Origin of the sequence: Caulobacter sp. Root1472 (assembly GCF_001426985.1) — a bacterium.
Taxonomy (GTDB): domain Bacteria; phylum Pseudomonadota; class Alphaproteobacteria; order Caulobacterales; family Caulobacteraceae; genus Caulobacter; species Caulobacter rhizosphaerae.
In genome coordinates, this window is record NZ_LMFX01000029.1 from 12,914 (window position 1) to 32,430 (window position 19,517).

Sequence of the window (19,517 nt, forward strand, 5' to 3'; positions counted from 1 at the left end):
GGAGTTCTCATCGGCTTACAGCCCGGCAGGCGCCGACGATGGCGTCGAACTGACAGTCACGGGGTTCGCGCGGCCAGACCCGCGCCACGGCCAAGGGCGCCTTGTTCGCCGTGGCCAGCACGATCGCCTGCGGCGTGAGGGACTTGGCTTCGCCTTCATCACGAGTGGGGCGAGGCCAGACGGCGACTTGGCCAAGGCTGTCGCTATAGCCGAACCTCAGGCGCGGCTGGCGCAGGCGAAGCCGCCGCTCCGCCCCCGAACGCCCCTGCAGGATCAGCACCGTACGCGCCTTGTCGGCCTCCAACCGCGCAAAGCAGGTCGTCGAGCCACAGGCAGCTGAAACCTGCCGGTCATTGCCGTTTAGGGTCGCGAGATCCTGTTCGGCCAGCCAGAGACCCAGGGCGCGGTCTGCGGCGCGCTCCTCAACCAAGCGGATCGAAACGCGATGGGCCGCCAGTTGCTGGCGAGCAATCAGGCTGGTGACCAGACCAAGACCGCCCACCGCCATGCCCAGGATGGCCAGCGCCGCCAGCATCTCGGCCAAGGTATAGCCGTCGTCGGTCATCCGGCGGTCTCGGGCGAGCAGATGTCCACCGTGGCGATGCGATAGGTTCGGCCGCCGGCCTTGACCGAGGCGACACGCGTGCAAGGCGTCGCGAGGCGCGCCGGCGCGGCGCCCGAGACATGGGCCTCCACCCGCCAGTCCAGACCCCTTTCGCGACCACTCCAGACGCCAGTCTGGCCCGCCGTGCTTTCCAGGCGCTCGCGCAGCAGCATTTCGGCGTCGCGGGTTTGGCCGGCCGCGCGGCTGGCCCGTGCGCCGACCTGCGCGGCCATCAGAGACAGGGCCAAGCTCGAAGACAGGATCGTCACGGCGACAAGCGCATCGACGGCCGCAAAGCCGCCCTGGTCCCCGCATGGACCTGGTTCCTGACGCATACCGCCCCACTCCGCGCCTCAGCGCGCCTACCCCGGAAGCAAGGCTTCCATGTCCTTGATATCACGCCACGCAGGCAGATGAACAGTCGGTGTCTCCTTAGTTGTAGGGACAGATGGACCCAGGGCCCGCGGATCGCTACCGTTGGACGCACGCCCCTCCGAGAGCCGAACAAGTCGCCCGCGCCGCACCATGTCAGGATTGAGTTCCCGCACGCCTGACGAAGACAAGGTCAGCGCCACCGCCGCGCTCGCCGCCCTGGGCGGCCACGCTCTGATCATCTTAGCCGTATTGTTGTTGGGCGGACGGACCCACACTGTCGCCGTCGGCTCCGGGGTCGTCGGCGTCACCCTGGTGAGCGAGGCGCCCGGCGGAACCGCGACCTCGCCAACAGCCTCGCCGGCCGCGACATCCGCCGCCCCCGATCTCTCGGGGCGGCCATCTGCTTCCGATGCTTTGGCGGGCGAAGGTCTCGATCATCTGCTCGCCCTCCAAGCCGCCACGCCGCCGTCGGCATCGGCCGCCGCCCCCTCGTCGCCGTCGACAGCCGGTCACCCGGCTTCCGGCGGCCCGTCCGGCGCGACCCGTGTCGCCGCCGGTCGTGGGGGCGCCTCCGGCTCAAGCCAAGCGGACCAGGGACTGGCCCCAGGCGAAGGCGCTGAGGGTATCGACCTGTACGCCGCTGCCTCGCTGCCCATTGTAGGCCAGCGCCCCGCCTCGCCCCCCGCAGGCGACCTCTGGAACCGAGTGGCGCCCTGCTGGCGCGCGGCCGCCCCGCGCAAGGCGGTCCTGATGGTCGAGATTGGCAGCGACGGCGGCCTGGCCACGCCGCCCCAGGCGGTTCGCAAGATCTCCGCCCCTGCCGATCCCCAGACCTTGCTGGCCGAACGCGCCGCCGTCCGCGCCCTTCAGGCCTGCGCCCCCTATGCCGGTCTTGCCGCCCGAAGGTGGAGAGTGGCGTTTCCCTAGAACATCGTATGGAAACGAGGGAACCGGCTTGCCACAAGACCGTGCGAGACGAGAATTGGGGCAAGTTGGGCGGGCCCCATGTCGTTGGAGGTTAGAGATGACCCTGTTTGAAGTTTGCATTGTCAACTTTGCGAGACGGTCGCAGGAGGTGAGATTTCTCCGTTTCAGGCAAGCTCTCTTGTGACCAAGAGCGTTCGTCGTTGGCTTAACCTTAAGCCGAGGAAACCTGATGACAGACTCGAAGCCCGTGACGCCTCTGGAGCCGTTCCTGATGCGCTATCCGACGGATCGACTGGGCGAACCGACCATCCACGGCCGCTATTGCGAGGTTCATCAGGTCTGGCTGGTCGTGGTTGACGGCGTCGAACAGCCCATCATTAAGACGGATCGTGCCAACTCCGAGATTCAGACCAAAACCAAGGTTCAGGTCGAGGACGATGACGACGATTGGGGTCTGTCTTTAGAGCTCGCCACCAAGACTCGGGTTCGCGTCGAGGAGGATGACGAGGAGATCCACGGCCTTGGTCTTTTGGAGATCGCCACCAAAACTTTCGCCCAGATAGAGAGGGACGACGAGGAGGACATCCAGGGCTTGGAGGGCCGTTCGGCGCTCGACTTTGCCGCGTGATCCTAGTCGTCACCAACAGGCGCGACCTAACGAGTGACTTTGTCGTCCTGGAGCTTCAGCGACGCGGGCTTGCGCATTTCCGCTTGAACACCGAAGATCTTCCGAGCGCACGTATCCGTTTTTGGCGGCGGGACGCTGGAGTGGTCGCTGGAGGCCGGCCACCGGGCACTCGACGGCCGCGACGTGCGCGCCGTCTATTTCCGCCGGCCGGGATCGCCAATACCGGATCCAGACGTGCATGGCGGCCGGCGCGACTATTGCGCGGCCGAGTGGAGCGCCCTGCTCAAGAGCCTCTATACTCGGCTGGACGGGCGATGGCTGAATGCGCCATGGGCGATCTTGCGTGCCGAGGATAAACCTCATCAACTTCACCGCGCCGCTGTGCTCGGCTTTGACATTCCACCGACCGTTATCACCAACGACTTGCCAACGGCGCTCAAGCTGGCGCGCCAAGCTGCCTCGATTGTCAAACCGCTCCGCAAAGCATTGATCGAAGGGGCGAGGGAGCAAGTGGTCTTTACGAGTCGCTGGGATACGACCGCACCCGTGGATCCCCGCGCCATGGCGGCCGCGCCGATCATTGTACAGCACAAGATTCCCAAGTTGGCGGATGTTCGCGTGACGGTCGTCGGCGATCAAGTGTTCCCCGTCGCGATCGACTCCCAAGTTGCGGTAGACACCCAGGTCGATTGGCGACGTGGCGCGGATCCGACCCGACGCTTCACGCTCATCACACACTCCTCTCCAGCTCCGAAAAGCTAGCATGGGTGTCCACTGAAACGAGGGAGGATCACGATCAGCTTCGAGGAGCTACATGAGATAGATGATCGCCGCTCAGGTGGTGAGGAAACGTTGGGCGGAGGCCCGGGACTTGAAGCCTGCACCTTGCGCTCTCGTCGCCGGATCGGCAGACGCGAGTTTTCGGCTCGGTTGTGTTCGCGCAATCGACCGGGACGATCGAGATCAATCAACTCCAGTTCCTTCAGCGCGGCGGTGTAGGAACCGAGGCCGTCGGTCGTGATCGAAACCGGATCAGCGGGCTGGTGGCGCAGCAGGCGTCTCAAGAGTTTCAGCGCAGCGTTCGTATCGCGCCGGCGCTTCGGCACGAGGTCAAGCACCTCGCCCTCGTCATCAACGGCGCGCCAGAGATACGTCCGACGCCCGCCAACCGAACAGACCATCTCGTCCACGTGGAAGACGAACTTACTGGGCCCCGTTTCCATACTTTTCGGCATTCTCTCGAGGAATGCAACGCAAGTTCTGACGATTTATCGCCTCTGGGTTGATTGTCGCGGGCCGCCTCCGTAGGGTCGAGCTTAGTTGACTTGTGCTGGGGGTGAATCGCCATGATGTCTGGCTTGCTTCGAATGTTGTCATTCATGGCGGTCTTGGCCATGGCGGCGGTCTCCGCCGCGACAACGCCAGCCTTCGCGCAGCAGGCGGACACGGTCCAGGTCCCCGTGATCGACGTCCAGCCCGATAGGAACGGCGTCGATGTCGCCTCGGGCGCCTTTATCGCCAAGTCGCCCTTCTCGATGCGCGCCCCGGGGGCGAGCCGGCTGGACGTCGAGCATCTGTTCAATGGCCGGAACGGGTCCTTCAGCCTCAACATCTATGTCTGGGACAGCACCTACGCTCCGATCGGGGTCAATCCCGATGATCGCGAGATCTCGGTCAGCGTTGGCGGAATATCGCTTCTGTTCCGCTGCCAGGGCTTTGGCGATTGCACCCAGGTGGCGAAGGCCGATGGATCGAGGCTGACCCGGTCGGTGGACGAAAACTATACCTTCCGCGGCCGGGACGGCGTCGAGATCGTCTTCTACCAGATGATCAAGCAGATCATCTCACCCTGTAGCGACGACGATTGCAACAATGCGGGGTTCAGCGGCGTCGCGCCGGCGCAGGTCGTCAGATATCCCAATGGCGAGACGCTGACCTTCTCATCGACGGCAACTGGAGAGTCCGTTGACGGAACCTACAGCGCTACGTCGACCGTATCGAGCAATCTGGGCTACAGTCTCGCGATCTCCGAACCTTGGACCGCTGGCTGGCCGATACCCACGACGCCCGGCATCATGTGGACACGGTTCGCGCCGGGCTACGCCAGCGCGACGTTCAGGCTGTTCAAGCAGAGCACGTTCATCCGCAGCCTGAAGACGACCCAGACCGGATTGTTCAATGCTCCTGGGGCGTTGGTGACCGTGACCCAGAAGGACGATCTCAACCGCACGTTCCTGATGGAGTTCAAGTCGAAGCCGCCGCCGACCACCATCCACTGCAACGTAACGGACTACACGATTTCCACTGTGTCTCGGGTGGTGTCTCCAGGCGGCGTGCAGAGCACGATCACTGCCGATCCGACGTTCGACGCAGCGACTGGCAGTTGGCATGTGGGGGCGGTCACGCGGGGCGGCGTGACCTGGAACTACAGCTATAACTACGCCGCGAGCACGCCGCGCGAGATCACGGCGTCGACGCCGACCGGAGGGACGAGATTCAGCCGTAGCCTGCCAACGCAGAACCCCTTCCTGCAGCCGTACAGTGGTTGCGGCGGTTCGTTGTCGTCGGGCGACATCACGCTTCAGCGCGACGAGCTGTCGAAGGAGACGACCTTTCAGTACAACGCGATGCATTCGCCGACCCAGGGTCTGTATCCGGAGGACAACGGCTACATCTATACGCGGGACGGGCGTGACAACGTCACGGCGGTGACGGAGGTGGTCAAGCCGGGGCAAGGCTCCAACCGGATGGTTTACCAGGCGGACTATGACGTCAACTGCGCCAATCCCGTCACCTGCAACAAGCCCAATTGGGTGCGTGACGCGAACAATAATCAGACGGACTTCACCTACGATTCGGTGCACGGCGGGGTCTTGACGGAAACGCTCCCGGCGGACGCGAACAATGTGCGGCCGCAAAAACGCTACACTTACGCTTCGTACAACACCGGCGGCGGTACGATTTATCGCCTGAGCCAGATCTCGCAATGCATGACGGCGGCCAGCTGCACCGGTACGGCCGACGAGGTCGTGGTGTCGAAGGCGTACTGGAACGCGACCTTCCTGCCCGAAAGCGAAACCATCCAGTCGAATGGAACGTCCGCCACGACAAGCTACGTCTATAATGACGCGGGGCTGCTGATTCAGGTGACCAGCCCAACCGGGGGAACCACGCACTACGTCCATGACGCCGCCGGGCGTTTGACCGGCGAAATCAGCCCAGACCCAGGCACGGGCGCGCGGTTGGCTATGCGGGTCGCCTATGACGATGACGACCGTGTGCTGCTTGAAGAGAAGGGCACGGTGATTGGCACGACGGCCAGCGCCCTGGCCAGCCTGACAGTGCAGGAGGCAATCGCCAACAGCTACGATTCCACCGGCCGCAAGATCAGGACCGCCCGGTCGTCCAACGGGACGACTTTTCAACTAACGCAGTTCAGCTATGACGCGTCCGATCGCCTCGAATGCACGGCGGTGCGAATGAACCCAGCCGCCTTCTCCAGCTTGCCGGCGTCGGCTTGCTCCCTCGGGGTGGAAGGCAGCAACGGACCGGACCGGATCACACGTAACGTCTACAGCCTCGCCGGCCAGGTGACACAGGTGCGGCGCGGCGTGGGTACGCCGCTGGAGCAGGCCTATGCGACATACACCTATTCGGACAACGGCAAGCAAACCGCCGTGACGGACGCCAACGGCAACAAGACGTCGATGGCCTATGATGGGTTCGACCGGCTGGCCGCCTGGAACTTCCCGTCGCCGTCAACGCCGGGCCAGGTCAGCGCGACCGACTACGAGGCCTATGGCCATGATGCGAACGGCAATCGTATCAGCCTGAAGAAGCGTGACGGCCGCACCATTACCTATGGCTACGACGCACTGAGCCGGATGACCTCCAAGATCATCCCGGACGGCTCGGGCCTGCCGGCCTGGGCGACGCGGGATGTCCATTACGGTTACGACCTGCGCGGCCTGCAGACCTTCGCCCGCTTCGACGGCCCCTCGGGCGAGGGGGTGGTCAGCGCCTATGATGGGTTAGGCCGCCTGACTTCGTCGACCACCAATATGGGCGGGGTCATCCGCACCCTTAGCCATCTGTACAACGCCAGCGGCGTCCGGACCCGGATGACCTATCCCGACGGTCAGTTCATCACCTACAACCGCGACAGCCTGAACCGCGTCTACTACACTAGCCTCAATGATGTGACGCCGGGCTTCTATCCACAGTACGACGCGTTCGGTCGATCGAGCGTGCTGTCGCGCTGGAACGCCGTGATCGCGAACTGGAACGCGCCGACGACCTATGGCTACGACGGCGTGTCTCGCCTGACGTCCTTGGCGCATGATGTCGGCGGGACCGGTTACGACGTCACCTCGACCTTCGACTATAATCCGGCCAACCAGATGCTCAACCGAACCTTGAGCAACAGCGCGTATGATTTCACCGGCTCGATCGCCAGTCGCGGCTATTCGGTCAACGGACTAAACCAGTATATGTCCGTCGGCCCGGCCAGTTACACCTATGACGCCAATGGCAATCTGACCTCGGACGGTTCAGGGACCTACGTCTATGACGTGGAAAATCGCCTGATCAATGGTCCTAACGGCGCCACACTGGTCTGGGACCCGCTCGGCCGGCTGTTCCAGAGCTCCAGCAACAGCACCGCCGCCACCCGCTACCTCTACGACGGAGACCAGTTGACCGCCGAGTACGACGCGGCGGGCAATCTGGCGCGCCGCTATGTCCACGCCGATGGCGCCGACGATCCCTTGATCTGGTATGAGGGCGCCTCGACCGCGTCTCCAAGGTACCTCTACACGAACCATCAAGGCTCGATCGTCGCGATCGCCGACGCCGCCGGCGCCGTGAGTAACGTCAACACTTACGACGAATACGGCATCCCCGCCGCCGCGAACGTCGGGCGCTTCCAATACACCGGCCAGGCTTGGCTGCCCGAGCTAGGCATGTACCACTACAAGGCCCGCATCTACTCGCCGACTCTTGGCCGATTCCTCCAAACCGATCCCATCGGCTACGACGATGGGCTCAACTGGTACGCCTATGTTGGCAACGATCCGCTGAACCGGAGCGACCCGACGGGGACGCAGGTCGCGCAGGCGGCGCGGGCCGGCGCGGTGCTGGGATGCGTTGTGACATCCGAAGTCGGATGTGGCGGCGGAGCGCTTGTCGGCGGGGGTATAGGCGCCGCGGTTGGCCTGTGCGCGATGTCCAAAACCTGCCACGACGCCGCTGCGGCCGGCTTGGTTGTCGGCATGCGCGGAGTCATCACCTCTGCGTGTGTGCTGAATGGCATGTGCGCCAGCTCTGTCGTCGGAAATCTAATACATCGCAATGAAGAAGCTGGGCGTCCATCTGACGGCCTGCCCGTTCAGGACGGGGCGACCGTGGAGCGACCGGGCAAAGGGGCCACCGACCAGGTTTCCGGAAAACCCGGGGGCTTCGCCGAGGCCAACGAGGATTTTGACGCAAGCGTGGATCCCGATACGGTGAAAGATCGCGGAGACGGAATGCGGACCGGGCAGACGCCGAACGGTGCAAATATTACCGTGAGGCCGGACAGTGACGACGGTCGCCCGACCGTTGAGGTTACGCGCGGAAATGGCAGGAATCGCAATACAGACAAGTTCCGATATGGCGATAAGCAGCATTACTAGTGGGGGTTAGTTTTACAATGTCGACATTTTATCTGAACTCTTTTGTGTTTTCGGATGGAAAATGCGTAATTACATTGGAAAATACGCAGAAGGGAATTGAAAGAATAGAATTCACCTTCGTGAGGTCGTTCTTTTTTTACAAGGAGAGTGACTTTTTTGAAGAGATTTCCCGGTATGAAAAGGAGAGAATAGTTTCTGATGATGGGAAAACTTCGAGCGCATTTAGAATAAAAAAAAATCAAATATCAGAATTGGTCTTGAGAAGCCGTCTATCGGAAGATCCACCGATGTTTTTTGGCGTCTGGACGCCTGATGAATGTTTTGAGGTGGTCTGTTTTGAATATCCGAACATCGAATATGAGTCGTTTGGATTGGGATGATGCGTGTAGCGACCGGATGAGAATTCACCCCCGTGCCAGTTAGGCATGTCACCCTTCCAGCGTGGTGTCTGGAGGCCAGGGATGGCGGTTCGGAATCATGAGCGACAAGGAACGGGCGCGGCAGGAGGTGCTGCGAGTCCGTCACGATCCAAGGCGAACGGTTTTGTCGTCCGCATGTGCCGGTGATGGCGGATACCGGCTTGCAGCGAACTGTAGTCGGTCTACGTAGCGAGTTGGGCTCTGAGTTCATCCAGGGTCGGTAGCTTCTTCCCTCTGTGAAGCATGCGATGGCAATTGGCGCAGACGAGAGGACGGCTCTAAGTTGGAAAGCGCGGCGAGGGGACGGCGCTAAGTTTTGTCCCTGAATTGCGCGATTTGGCCGCTCTCCAAAATTCAACAGTTTAGCCGACCACTTTCAACCTGCGCCAACACCCCAAGCGTCTCGGCGGTTGGCTTGAGAGCATCGTCAAGGCCTTCTCGCGGGGCGATCCAGCAATGTCGAGCGTAAGGGTCCTTCAAAGCTAAATCGCTCTAAGCTATACCGCGAGCACACCCTACGAGGCTCTCATGTCCAGGCTCCGCTCGATCTTGATCACCGCCTTGATGCTGGCGGCCGCCGCCGAAACGCCGGCTCACGCCGCCGCGGTGTCGGTGAACGCCACGCGCGTGACGCTAATCGAACCCAGCTATATGCCAGACTCCGTGGCCTTCTGGATCGACAAGCCCGTCGGGGCCTGCCCGGCGAGCACGTTTCTGAGGTGGTATGCGCGAGGCCCTGACGCGGTCGCCAAAACCGCCAATGTGAACGCGATATATTCTCTGCTCGTCACGGCCTTGGCGAGCGGCAAGACCCTGAACGTGAGCGTCGACGACAGCAATTGCAGCGTCGCCGTCGTCCAGATCAACAATAACTAGCAGCGAAACCGGGCCACCACCATCATGACGGCCGCGTCCCGGCCGTAGCGTCGCGGATCACCGCGCCGCCCGTCTGATGGACGGGCTTGGTCGTCGAGGCCTGATTGCGGGTCGCCTTCCAGACTGTGTCCAAGGCGTAGCCTCCGACCGCCCCGCCGGCCAAGGCGGTCTGCGGTTGCGGATAGACCGCGTCGGCTGCGGGCGATGCGGCTGAGAGCGATCTTGAGGACGAGTTCGTCGATAATGTCAGGGTCCTAGCCGTCGAACCAGTCGGCTGTCTCGGCATGGTGAGGGTGCTTGGGATCGGCGAGGATTTCGAGAGCGCCGTAGAATGCCGCCGCAGTCTTCCGGCGGGGCCCCGCGCTCATCCGCGATGTAGCGCGGATACTCACCGTCCGGGTTGCCTGGGCGGATGTCGGTGAGGGTGACCTGGTGCTCCCAGCTCTAGCGCAGGCGCTGTCCGGATCGGCTCATCGCAGAGCCTTGGTTGGATTGTCGGGTTTCGAGGCGCGGCGGCGGCGTTGCATCCCATGATTGAAGTGTGTGACAAGCTTAGCAATATGACCCGACGGAACGGCTGGGGGATAGGCCTTTGATGAATTGTCTGAATGCTTGCGATGCGCGAGGCTCTAAGCGTGCCGAAATCCGTCTGGGCGGAGGAGACCGTAGCTCGAAGCCAGAGCGCGGCACGTTCCAGAGAGGAGGACGGCTGGGGCTCATGCTTGCCGCCCTTTGCTTGACTGCAGCACTGCCCTCCATGGCGCACGCCAATGATCTGTTGGTGATCCCGGACGCCTCCGTCGTGAAATACCTGGTCACTCCAGACGGCTATGTTTACCTGCGCAATCTGAACGAGGTGGATCCAACCTGGGCCGGCTGTTGCACCAACTTTTGGATGAACACCACCACCGACGGTGGCCGGACCCAGTTCGCGGCGTTTCTATCGGCTCGGGTCAGCCGCCAGAGAATCGTCATCTACGCCTCATCCAAGACCGGCTCGCCCAATCAGGCCCTACTTCACGTCGGCGATTTCTGAGCACGGCGAGACCATCCGGAAACCTCGTTCCAGAGCCGCAAGGACCCGGGCCAGCTTTTTGCGCCGATGATCCTCCGTCCCTATTCCAGGTACATGCCCACGAAATCAAAACGCGCGACCTGGACGGAGCAAGAAACGCTGTCGGCGCTGAACCGAAGCGTCACGTTGCGTCCTGTGGCTTGGGCGCTCATGGCCGCCGCCAGCGCGCCTTCACGATTGGGATCGTTCGCAGAGAGCGCCGCGGCAGGCCCGCTCTGGAGGAAAATCCACACCGAGCCGCTGTCCCCGATCCAGATACGCTGAACCTTGCCGGAACACTCACTATAGGCGAAGGCGGACGCGGGAGCCGCGCAAGCGATCAGGACCGCCAGGATGCCGCGCCGCAAGTGTTTGCCCAATTCCATTGTTGTCCTCGAGGTCTTGGAGGGGGATCGTCCGCCCTCTTTCCGTTTTGAAAGGATGCGCTTTCGTGCAAGCCACCTGGAGTCTGCGAGAGCTTGTTGGGGCGTCGTTTCGCGGCGCTGACCTTGCCTAGTTGGCAAGGAAAACCTGATCGAACGCACTGTATGTCGGCAGGGCGGCGCAGGCTCCCGACGCGGTGGGCCAATTGAAGCTGACCAGGGCGTTGGTCGTCTTGGCGGTCAGCAACAGGGAATAGACGCGGTTGCGGGCGTCGGCGGACCAGTTGGTCGGAACCTGGCACCAGCTCGCACACGTCTTGTTCGTGGTGAAATAGACATTGTCCCCGACTAAGACCAGTTGGCCGATTTTCTCATTGAAGCAGTATTCGGCGTGCGCCGGCTGACAGAAAACGAGGGACGCTAGCACCCCGCTGATGGTCGCCAAAGCACGCATCGTCCTATTCGCCAAGGAGCTGTTCCTTTGAACTCACGATTGGGCGCGCCCGACGCAATAAGAGCGGCTCAGCCATGCTCGTATGATTATTATTGTCGCCGACTCTGTCAGCTAAGGTCGACCAGCCCGCGCGGAATGGAGCTGCCAAGGCAGGGCGGCGAGGCAGGCGAACGCACTCTAGCGAATGGGAAGGACCAGCCCGCCAAGCAGGGGCAACACGACGACCTTCCCGGATGATCCCCCAGTCGAGGTCACCTGCGTGCGGTTGTTGGCCGCGTCATAGGCGTATTCCGTCACACGGCCGTTGGTTGATTGCACCTTCGTCAGGCGTCCCAGCGCGTCGTAGGTGTAGGTCTGGGTTTCAGCCGCGGTCGCCGCGGACGCCCCTCCCAAGAAACACAGCACCGCCAAGCCGACGAAAAACCCCGCACGCGCCATCTGCCATCCCCGTTTCCCGATAGACGAAGTCTAAGCGGGACCGTGGATCAACGCCAGCAATTTACGACTCCGCGATGATGTTTTGAAAGGTGCTCGCCAGGCGTGCTCGACCCAGTGCGACCGCGCCACGATGATCTGCGCAAAACAGAGCGACGCCTCAAGGCCCCTACGGATTGGCGATCAAGGAGATAAAGGTGATCTTCGGCTCTGGTCCGCAGCCGGTTGTTATAGCGGGGTCATAGGTGACGTCGACGTTGAGGTGAGCGGTCAGGGCCGTAATGGTGATGGACAGGATGCTATTGTCCGCGCCGGTGTCGGGAATCCGGAAGTACATCAAGGCGCCGTTGTCGTTGCGCTTAAGCGTGACGGTTCGGCACGCTGGAGCCTCATGCCCCTGGGTCACGACGATCTTGCCTTGCACCGTCGTCGGCGCAGCGAAGGCTTGCGACGCAAATAGAGCCGCGATCGTCTCGATCAGGAACAGAATCTTCGAACTTTTCACCTTGCCTCCACGGCCTTCAGCGGAAGGGCCAACGCTTGATCTCGCTTCCGATCATGGCATGGAAGCTTGAGCACACAAGCAACGAATGCTCCGCTTGACCGTTGCTCAAGCCCCTCGGTCGGCGGCTTAGCCGGACCGCGGGCGCGCGAACATTGCGATGAAGCAGGCCCTGCGCGGGATGATCAACCTGATCGTCTCGCGGTATTCGCTGACCCGGGTGCAGGCCTACCAGTTCTGCTCGCTGGCCGTGGCTTGCGCGTGACCCAGACGGTCAACAGCGAGCAGAGCGTGCACGGCACGCTGGAGAAGGGGGTGCTGTTTTAGGCCCTAGGGCGCGCGCCGACGCACCGACACATAGCCCAGCGACTCGGTGTTGCTGTACTCGGTGCACACCGAAGCTCCAATGATGTCGACAGGTAGATCGGCGGCGAGCGCCGTAATGAGCGTCGACAGAATCGCCCGTCCGCCATCCGTGTTGGTGGGAAGCGAATAGGTTACGGAGGACAGGGCGCAAGCCGGTTTGACGGTCCGCGCGGTGTCAATAAAGACGAGCGCTTTACCGTCTCTGTCCGGCGAAATCTGGGTGATTTTCACATTGATCGCGTCGCCGGCCTGGGCCGGGGCGGCCCAAAGCAGAGGCAGGGCGCAGCAGGCCGCCATTAGGCGCTTCATGGTGGGCTTCATGACACTCTCCGATTGTGGGGCGTTCAGACGATCAGGGTTTGCGGACCACGATGAAGCCTGCAGATTCCGCGCCGGCTGACACGTCGCAGGCGCCGCTGACATCCACGGGCAGGCCGGTCGACAAGGTAGGGAACAGAGCCGACGCCATAACCTGTCCGGCCATCGTATGACATGGCTTGGCCGCGCCTACCGGTGAATGGCGATGAAGTTGACGGATTCCATGCCGGCGTATTCGCAAACGCCGGTTCCGCCGATGTCCAGCGTCAGGCCCGAAGCCATGGCGGTGATCAGGGACGCCAACAGGCCCTGGCCTGCCAGGGTGGTCGAGTTGACGGTCCAGACGATCCCGTTTTCGTTGCAGGCCGGTGCGTTGGTTCGCGACACGCTGACGTAGAAGGCCACCATGCCGTTGGCGTGGGGAATGATGTTGGTGACTTGCACGCCCGACGAGCTGCCGGCGGCGTGGGCCGGCGCACCAAAACTGGCCAGCAGCAGCGACAAGGCCGCGATCCGCGATCCAATCTTCATGTCTTCCCCCGAAAAGTTACGCGGCCAAGCTTGACCTTGACTGAATCGCATAGAGATTGCGGCGGATCAACCTTGGGGAGGGGAAGTTCAACACTTGGCAGTCAAGTAGCCTTCCAGCAGCTCCAGCGCATGCGCCAGCCGCGCGCGTCGCCATTCCGGCTTGCTCATGTCGGTGTTCACCGTCATCGACAGCGAGTAGCCGGCCAGGTGGAACCGGCTCATGGCCGCGATGGTCACGTAGATCTGGGCCCAGTCCAGGCCCTCGCGGAACCGCCCTGCTTCTGGCCGCTTTCGCCCGGAGGCTTGCACATGACACCGGCCACCCGACCGTCGACTTGACGACGCCGTCGCATGCGCCAAGCGCCAGTTCGTGGTCGAGATGCTGGACACCGTGCTGGCCCAACAAGGCGCCTGACGCCGTCGCCACACCGTAGCGCCGCCCCCCCAGGATCGGCTCTCAGCCGCTCCTTAGAGCCCCTGGTTGTCTATCTCTCAGACCATTTCCAACAACGCCGGCCAGCACCCGGCGACGGCTTCGGTTTCCGATCCACCGTGCCGATCGGCCTTCGACGCCCAGAAAGCCCGCCCAGGAGTGGGGCCTCCGGCAAACCCGGGGCGGTTCAAACCCCACTGCCGTGGGTCGAGAAGCAGGTCGTCTGCCTCGATCAATTCGTCTTCAGCGAGTTGTTCAAGCTGCAAGCCGGGCGGCGCAAGCCTTCCGCATCTCATGCAGATTTTCTGGGCCGAACTTCTGCCCGCCTCAACGAGCCGAGTCCAGCGCAAGCTCCGGGACGGGGCGGCGTCAACCTGACAGCACCCGGACGATGCCTGTGTCAGACTCAGTTATATTGACTGATAGTCCTCCACACCTCCACAAGCACACCATTAACAGAAACTTCATAAAGATCTATGGATCTTATTTCTTCGGAACCATTTCGGCAAATAAATCTACTATATTTGCCATTTTTCACCTCAAAAATAAACACATCATCAAATGGAGAAATGTTCGGCGTTATATCGAAATTACCAGCATCTGCGATTTCGTCGGATTCCATGTAAATAGATCTATATATAGCATAAAATGCTTCATTCGGCCCCATGTCCCAAAGTTGTTGGCTGAAATTGTCACCGCACAACCTTGACGCATCGGAAGAAGCGGTTATGAAATCAGTCAACAACGTCTTCTCTTCGAAACAGCCCCATTGAGTGTTTCCGATTACATAGCAAACTTGTCCAGAGACAAACTCTCCATCTCGAACCTCTAGTTTGAGACGGACCGCGAATTTCTTCACATCTCCAATGATGACTTCAGTCATTGGCATCCCGCGCATTAATGGCCCTGATCGTGGCCGGATTTACGGCATTGGAGTTCAGAGTCCCTGAGAAGTGCACGCCACCGGCATTGTCGGAGAAGTATCTATAATACCCGCCAATTCCACGCGCGACCCAGGTGCCCATACCGGCACGAACGCCATTCTGCATATACGCGAAATTGGCATCCAACGGTTCAGGCGTCTTTGCACGATCGACCAGAGGGCTGCGGGGGTCGTGAGCAGGGTTTGCGCGATAGTCGGGACGAATACGCTGCGCCACCGACTCCGGACTGTAAGGATCAGTTTCTACAAAAGGCCGACTTGCTGACCTGCTTGTTGGCCTATTTGCGGATTTCGGTGCGTTCGGATCTGGCTCGGCCTCGGTCTCGGCCGGCAAGCGTGACGGTTGATAGGGGGCTCCTCGCGCCGCCGCCGCAGCTCGACCCAGGTTGGCAAGCTCGGCCGCCTGGGCCTGGTCTTCGCGCTGCTGGTCCCTGATTGGCCTATTGCGGATCTCAAGCTCACGCTCATTTTCGTTTTCTTGCGTTCCAGTGGGATCCGCCTTGTTGAGCGGATCATTCCCCACATAGGCATACCAGTTGAGGCCGTCGTCGTACCCGATGGGGTCGGTTTGGAGAAACCGTCCCAGCGTCGGCGAGTAGATGCGGGCCTTGTAGTAATACATCCCCAGCTCGGACAACCACGCCTGGCCGGTATATTGGAACCGCCCGGCGTTGCCCGCGCCCGGAACGCCGTATTCGTCATAGCTGTTGACCCCGAGCGACGTACCCGCGGCGTCGGCGCGGGCGACGATGCTGCCCTGCCAATCGGTGAATAGATGGCGGCGATCGGCCAGCGATGGGCCCTCGTACCAGACGATCGGATCGTCGACCGCACTGCCATGGACGTAGCGGCGCAGCAGGGCGCCGGCGCCGTCATATTCGGCGACCAGTTCATCGCCGTCATACAGGAACCGGGTGGTCCCGGCGCCGCTCGCGCCGGCCGTCTGATATAGCCGCCCCAGCGGGTCGTAGCTGAGTGTCGCGGTCGTCGCGCCGCTGGCGCTCGTCAGCCGGTTCTCGACGTCATAGATGAAGCTGGTCGAGCCATCCGAGGTCAGATTGCCATTGGCGTCGTAGCCGAAGGTGGCCGGGCCGACGATGCTGTACTGGTTCAGGCCGTTCGTCGTGTAGCCGCGATTGATCGCCCCCGCCCCGTACCAGGCATAGGCGTCATTGCTGCGGCCGTTGGTGATCAGCTGCGACGCCGGATTATAGCCGAAGATCCAGGTCACGTCCGAACCGGCCCAGGCCAGATCATGGCCGAGCGACGTCAGGCGGCCTATCTCGTCGAAGCCATAGGTGGAGACGGCCGCGCCATTGGTGCGCGATGCCGGCAGGGCCAGCGCATTATAGGTGTAGGTCGCCAGCGTGGTCGCATCCGACTCCTTGACCTTGGACATCCGGTTAAGCCCGTCATAGTCGAACGTCACATATTGCGCGTCGGGCCAGGTCAGGCGTTTGCGGTTGCCATAGTCGTCGTAGAGATAGCTCAGGGTCCGCGTCGTGCCCCCCATGGTGTTGGTGCTCGAGGTCAGTTGGCCGAGCGCATTATAGGCGTTGGTGATCCCCTGGCCGCCGGTCGAATAGGTCGCGGTCAGTCGATGGCCCATCAGGTCGTAGGTGTAATCCACGCCGGCCACCGCCGGGCCGCTCTTCTGAGTCACGCGGTTCAGCGCATCATAGCTGTAGCTGATGACATTGTTGTCGCGCTTGCGCAGGCTCGTGCGGTTGCTGGCGAGATCATAGCCATATTGCTCATAATCGCCGGTGTTGACGCTGCCCGCGGTCGCCAGCGCCGTGTCGGGCGTGCTGGCGTCGAACGCGGATGGCCGGGCCGTGCTCGGAAACTGCCACTGGTACAGCCGGTCATATTTGTCATAGACGAACTTGGCGTGATTGCCGTTGCCGTCGATCGCGTCGACCTTTCCCCCAGCGCGCGTATAGGTCCAGGTCGCGTCCGCCGCCTCGATCGGCGTGCCGACTCCTTTGCGAACCTGCAGCAGGTGGCCAGCAGGGTCATAGACATTCTTCGTGATCCGATCGGGCCCGTTGCTGCCTTCCACGCCCAGCGTGCAGGCGGAGGCGGGAAGCGATCCGAAGGCGGCCGGATTCATGCGTAGGGCGACGCACTCCAGGCGCCGCCGAATGTCATAGCTCATCTGCTTGACGCTGACCGGGCTGGCCCCCGTCGCATAGTGGCGTTCGACCGTCGGCAGGCCGGTGGCGGTGCTATATTCGGTGTCGACCCTTTCAATGGGCGTCATCGCCTGCAAGACCGCAAGGGTGGTGTCGGTGACCGTGCCTTTCGCGACGGACTCGACCTGGCCGTCCGCGCCATACACCGTTCGGAACGCCGCCCGGGGCAGCGGGCCCGAACCGTCAGGGTCCCCGCCGATCGACCCGATCTTGCGCCTTTTCAGATCGTAGAAGGTGTAAACGGCGTCGTCGGCGCCGGGCCGGGGTCCATCCTCGACGATGACATTGCCAAAGCGGTCATAGGTAAAATTGACCGTCGTCGCGAGCGAGCCGTCGCCGCGACTGACCGTCTTCGACAAAGGCAGGAGATTGCGGGCGCCGTACGCGCTGCTCGACGGATCGTAGGCGAGGGTCGTCTTCAGCTCGTCGGTCGTCCCGGCGCAGGTCGCCAGGGTCATGGTCTGGCAGGTGGCGGTCGACACCAGCCTCCACACCACAGGCTGGGCCTGCGCCCCCCCCGTGCTGGTCTTCAGATAGGGCGTGAACGGCTGATAGGCGTAGCGGGTCTGGGCCTGCACGCCGTTCACCGCCGGCTTGGTCGCCGTCAGCACGCCGCCGTGATCGGGATCATAGGTGTAGGTGGTGGTGTTGCTGCGCGCGTCGGTGATGCTCGCCGGCTTGTTGCAGGTTTTGGAGTTGGTGCAGGTCGCCGGATAGATCGCCGTGGCGCCGACGATGTCCTCGCTGCCGTTGGAGGCTCCATTGAGCGGCCTGATGGTCGCCGAAGTGATGTTGTTGCGGCTGTCGCGCGCGTAGGTGGTGGTGATTCCGCTCAGCGCTGTGACCGAATTGACCTGATCGTTGAGGTAGGTCTGGGTCGTCCCATGTCCCAATTCGTTTACGTGCAGAAGCACCTGTGAAAAGTTGGGGTTGAACTCAAGCAGCTGTATCCTGCCGTCTACGCTTGGGGGCCTGACCAGCATGCGCCACGCATAAAGGGGCGCCCTCCAATCGCAGCAAGGCGTTTGCAAATAGCTTGTCGTATAGGTCGAGGTCTGCCCGGCGCGCGTGACGCTTGTGACCCGTTTCGCAAGCCACGCTGGCATCTCGCCCGCCCCCCCGGAAGCACCTGACCCCTGCCTCCACACCGTCTCGACCCCTCGCGGGTCGATGAGCTTCATGACGCCGACCGTCCAGCCGTCCGGCCTAGTTTCCGTTCCGAGCCCAGAAAGAGACCAATGGCTCCCCAAGACGTCGAAAATTTTGTTGAACGCAGGGTAGGCGGTCAGGGCGTCGCAATTAGCGGCCGCGGGATCGCAATAGTCGGCTGCGCTGTTGATCATCCGGTATTGCTGGCCGTTCTGGGTCGTCCTGATCATCCAGCCGAGCGAACTCGAAATCGCCCCTCCGTTGACCACCTCTCCGTTGAACGTGATGATTTCGCCGTCCGGCTTGATGATCCTGAGCGCCGCGCCGCCTTGTATCGCACCGTCGGGGCCAAGCACCTTGTTGAACTCGACGATCGTGCCATCGATGTCGGTATAGGTGCACAGACTTGCGCCGCAGGAGAAGCTGCCCCTGCCGCCCTTGTAAGAGACAAAGGCGCCGTTCACCAATTGAAAGCGATTGATGACACCCCCGTATTTGACGTCGAAATGGTCCGCACCCAGCAGATTTGAAAAATTACGTCTAAACGTAAAGTAAGTTATGTAATTATGATAAGAGTATTCGGTATCGTTTGTTTTGGCCGAATCATTCTGCCAGAACAGGTGCAAGCCGCTCTCGGACGTGCCGATGCTCTGATCCATGCCAGGCCAAGTGAGGCCGCCGCCTACCAGATCGACGCCATTCTCATCGATCGCCTTGATGGTCGCCGGGTCTGGAATCGCTTCCGGAGTCTGCGCGAGCGCTGGCGAGGCGAATATCGTCATCGCTGCAAGGAAGACGCCGATCGCCAAAGAGCGGCAAAGACCTGTCAGCCGGCCCTTGCTTGTAGCGAAACCTGAAACCGCGCAGGTGGAAACAGGAGAACCGAACCGACCCGCACGAACAGACCTTCGCATGCACCCACCCATTTCAAGTATTTCCGTTGGGCCGCTGTCGTCGTCCGGAACAGACAAAAACCACCCTGCCCCCATTGCGAAGCTTGGACCGTAAAGCTGTACCTTAAGGGACGCAACCGGCGGGTGAAGGGATAATTCGCTTCGCCTCGGACTGAGGCGCCCTCGACTTAATGGCGCCGCATGCCAGGTACTCACCAACCTCCAACCACGCCGATGTCGGCCTTGGTATTGAGCGCGCCAAGGCCGAGGGGCTCTACCTCTGCCTGGCGGCCAAGATAAAGAGTGGCAGAAACCCAACCTCCGGACGTCGGCAAAAGTCACGTCCGGCTTAAACCCTGC

General features: G+C 61.9%; 17 protein-coding genes and 3 pseudogenes. 7 read left to right on the top strand and 13 right to left on the bottom strand.

Going from position 1 to position 19,517, the window contains the following annotated elements; genetic code table 11:
* Nucleotides 1-7: 7 nt before the first annotated feature.
* Entirely contained in the window at nt 8-565 is a 558-nt protein-coding gene (locus tag ASD47_RS27055) for a type II secretion system protein (protein ID WP_056759558.1), read from the bottom strand.
* Nucleotides 562-939 carry a hypothetical protein gene (locus ASD47_RS27060; protein WP_162251673.1) on the bottom strand — a complete coding sequence of 126 codons (378 nt, stop codon included), beginning with the start codon at nt 937-939 and terminating at the stop codon, nt 562-564. Before ASD47_RS27060 ends, ASD47_RS27055 begins: the two co-directional genes overlap by 4 nt.
* Before the next feature lie 790 nt (nt 940-1,729).
* On the opposite strand from ASD47_RS27060, the gene ASD47_RS18205 reads away from it, so the two are divergent.
* From ASD47_RS18205 to ASD47_RS26715, 3 genes are all read left to right on the top strand, one after another.
* On the top strand, nt 1,730-1,906 hold the full coding sequence (locus ASD47_RS18205) for a hypothetical protein (protein ID WP_156402310.1): 177 nt from the start codon (nt 1,730-1,732) through the stop codon (nt 1,904-1,906).
* Between the two features lie 229 nt (nt 1,907-2,135).
* Entirely contained in the window at nt 2,136-2,534 is a 399-nt protein-coding gene (locus ASD47_RS18210) for a hypothetical protein (protein ID WP_056759568.1), read from the top strand.
* A 183-nt stretch (nt 2,535-2,717) separates the two neighbouring features.
* A complete protein-coding gene (locus tag ASD47_RS26715) occupies nt 2,718-3,296 on the top strand; it encodes a hypothetical protein (protein WP_156402311.1) in 579 nt (192 codons plus the stop codon).
* Here ASD47_RS26715 and ASD47_RS26230 read toward each other — a convergent pair.
* On the bottom strand, nt 3,293-3,757 hold the full coding sequence (locus tag ASD47_RS26230) for a DDE-type integrase/transposase/recombinase (protein ID WP_235525949.1): 465 nt from the start codon (nt 3,755-3,757) through the stop codon (nt 3,293-3,295). The two genes, ASD47_RS26715 and ASD47_RS26230, sit on opposite strands and share 4 nt — an antisense overlap.
* Before the next feature lie 156 nt (nt 3,758-3,913).
* Here ASD47_RS26230 and ASD47_RS18220 point away from each other — a divergent pair, with 156 nt between their 5' ends.
* Together ASD47_RS18220 and ASD47_RS18225 are read left to right on the top strand one after the other, a co-directional pair.
* Nucleotides 3,914-8,206 carry an RHS repeat domain-containing protein gene (locus tag ASD47_RS18220; protein WP_056759573.1) on the top strand — a complete coding sequence of 1,431 codons (4,293 nt, stop codon included), beginning with the start codon at nt 3,914-3,916 and terminating at the stop codon, nt 8,204-8,206.
* A gap of 947 nt (nt 8,207-9,153) precedes the next feature.
* Nucleotides 9,154-9,501: a hypothetical protein gene (locus ASD47_RS18225; protein WP_056759575.1), complete on the top strand. Its 348-nt coding sequence runs from the start codon at nt 9,154-9,156 to the stop codon at nt 9,499-9,501.
* Nucleotides 9,502-9,747: 246 nt separating this feature from the next.
* Here the strand turns inward: ASD47_RS18225 and ASD47_RS28295 are convergent.
* Nucleotides 9,748-9,933, bottom strand: a pseudogene (locus tag ASD47_RS28295) (hypothetical protein); the annotation flags it as partial.
* Nucleotides 9,934-10,219: 286 nt separating this feature from the next.
* Here ASD47_RS28295 and ASD47_RS18230 point away from each other — a divergent pair.
* Entirely contained in the window at nt 10,220-10,537 is a 318-nt protein-coding gene (locus ASD47_RS18230; protein ID WP_156402312.1) for a hypothetical protein, read from the top strand.
* Between the two features lie 80 nt (nt 10,538-10,617).
* On the opposite strand, the gene ASD47_RS18235 is transcribed toward ASD47_RS18230, so the two are convergent.
* The 4 genes from ASD47_RS18235 to ASD47_RS18250 all read right to left on the bottom strand — a co-directional run bounded on the left by ASD47_RS18235 (nt 10,618) and on the right by ASD47_RS18250 (nt 12,332).
* Complete coding sequence (locus tag ASD47_RS18235; RefSeq protein WP_056759579.1) at nt 10,618-10,941, bottom strand: hypothetical protein; 324 nt, start codon at nt 10,939-10,941, stop codon at nt 10,618-10,620.
* Between the two features lie 127 nt (nt 10,942-11,068).
* Nucleotides 11,069-11,383 carry a hypothetical protein gene (locus tag ASD47_RS18240; protein ID WP_056759581.1) on the bottom strand — a complete coding sequence of 105 codons (315 nt, stop codon included), beginning with the start codon at nt 11,381-11,383 and terminating at the stop codon, nt 11,069-11,071.
* 186 nt (nt 11,384-11,569) lie between these two features.
* Nucleotides 11,570-11,830, bottom strand: a complete 261-nt coding sequence (locus ASD47_RS18245; RefSeq protein WP_056759583.1) for an RHS repeat domain-containing protein — start codon at nt 11,828-11,830, stop codon at nt 11,570-11,572.
* 166 nt (nt 11,831-11,996) lie between these two features.
* The gene (locus ASD47_RS18250) at nt 11,997-12,332 is read right to left on the bottom strand and encodes a hypothetical protein (protein WP_056759586.1); all 336 of its coding nucleotides are present in this window, start codon (nt 12,330-12,332) and stop codon (nt 11,997-11,999) included.
* Nucleotides 12,333-12,480: 148 nt separating this feature from the next.
* On the opposite strand from ASD47_RS18250, the pseudogene ASD47_RS28300 reads away from it, so the two are divergent.
* Nucleotides 12,481-12,656, top strand: a pseudogene (locus ASD47_RS28300) (amidase); the annotation flags it as partial.
* Nucleotides 12,657-12,659: 3 nt separating this feature from the next.
* Here the strand turns inward: ASD47_RS28300 and ASD47_RS18255 are convergent.
* The 5 genes and pseudogenes from ASD47_RS18255 to ASD47_RS26250 all read right to left on the bottom strand — a co-directional run bounded on the left by ASD47_RS18255 (nt 12,660) and on the right by ASD47_RS26250 (nt 19,073).
* Nucleotides 12,660-13,016, bottom strand: a complete 357-nt coding sequence (locus ASD47_RS18255; protein ID WP_056759587.1) for a hypothetical protein — start codon at nt 13,014-13,016, stop codon at nt 12,660-12,662.
* A gap of 186 nt (nt 13,017-13,202) precedes the next feature.
* Nucleotides 13,203-13,544 (bottom strand): hypothetical protein, encoded by a 342-nt coding sequence (locus ASD47_RS18260; RefSeq protein ID WP_056759590.1) that lies wholly within the window; start codon nt 13,542-13,544, stop codon nt 13,203-13,205.
* 87 nt (nt 13,545-13,631) lie between these two features.
* Nucleotides 13,632-13,837: pseudogene (locus tag ASD47_RS18265) on the bottom strand (TetR/AcrR family transcriptional regulator); the annotation flags it as partial.
* Nucleotides 13,838-14,383: 546 nt separating this feature from the next.
* Nucleotides 14,384-14,860, bottom strand: coding sequence for an Imm42 family immunity protein (locus ASD47_RS26245; protein ID WP_162251675.1), 477 nt, complete (start codon nt 14,858-14,860; stop codon nt 14,384-14,386).
* Complete coding sequence (locus ASD47_RS26250; protein WP_162251676.1) at nt 14,853-19,073, bottom strand: RHS repeat domain-containing protein; 4,221 nt, start codon at nt 19,071-19,073, stop codon at nt 14,853-14,855. The genes ASD47_RS26245 and ASD47_RS26250 overlap by 8 nt, the downstream gene beginning before the upstream one ends.
* Nucleotides 19,074-19,517 lie beyond the last annotated feature (444 nt).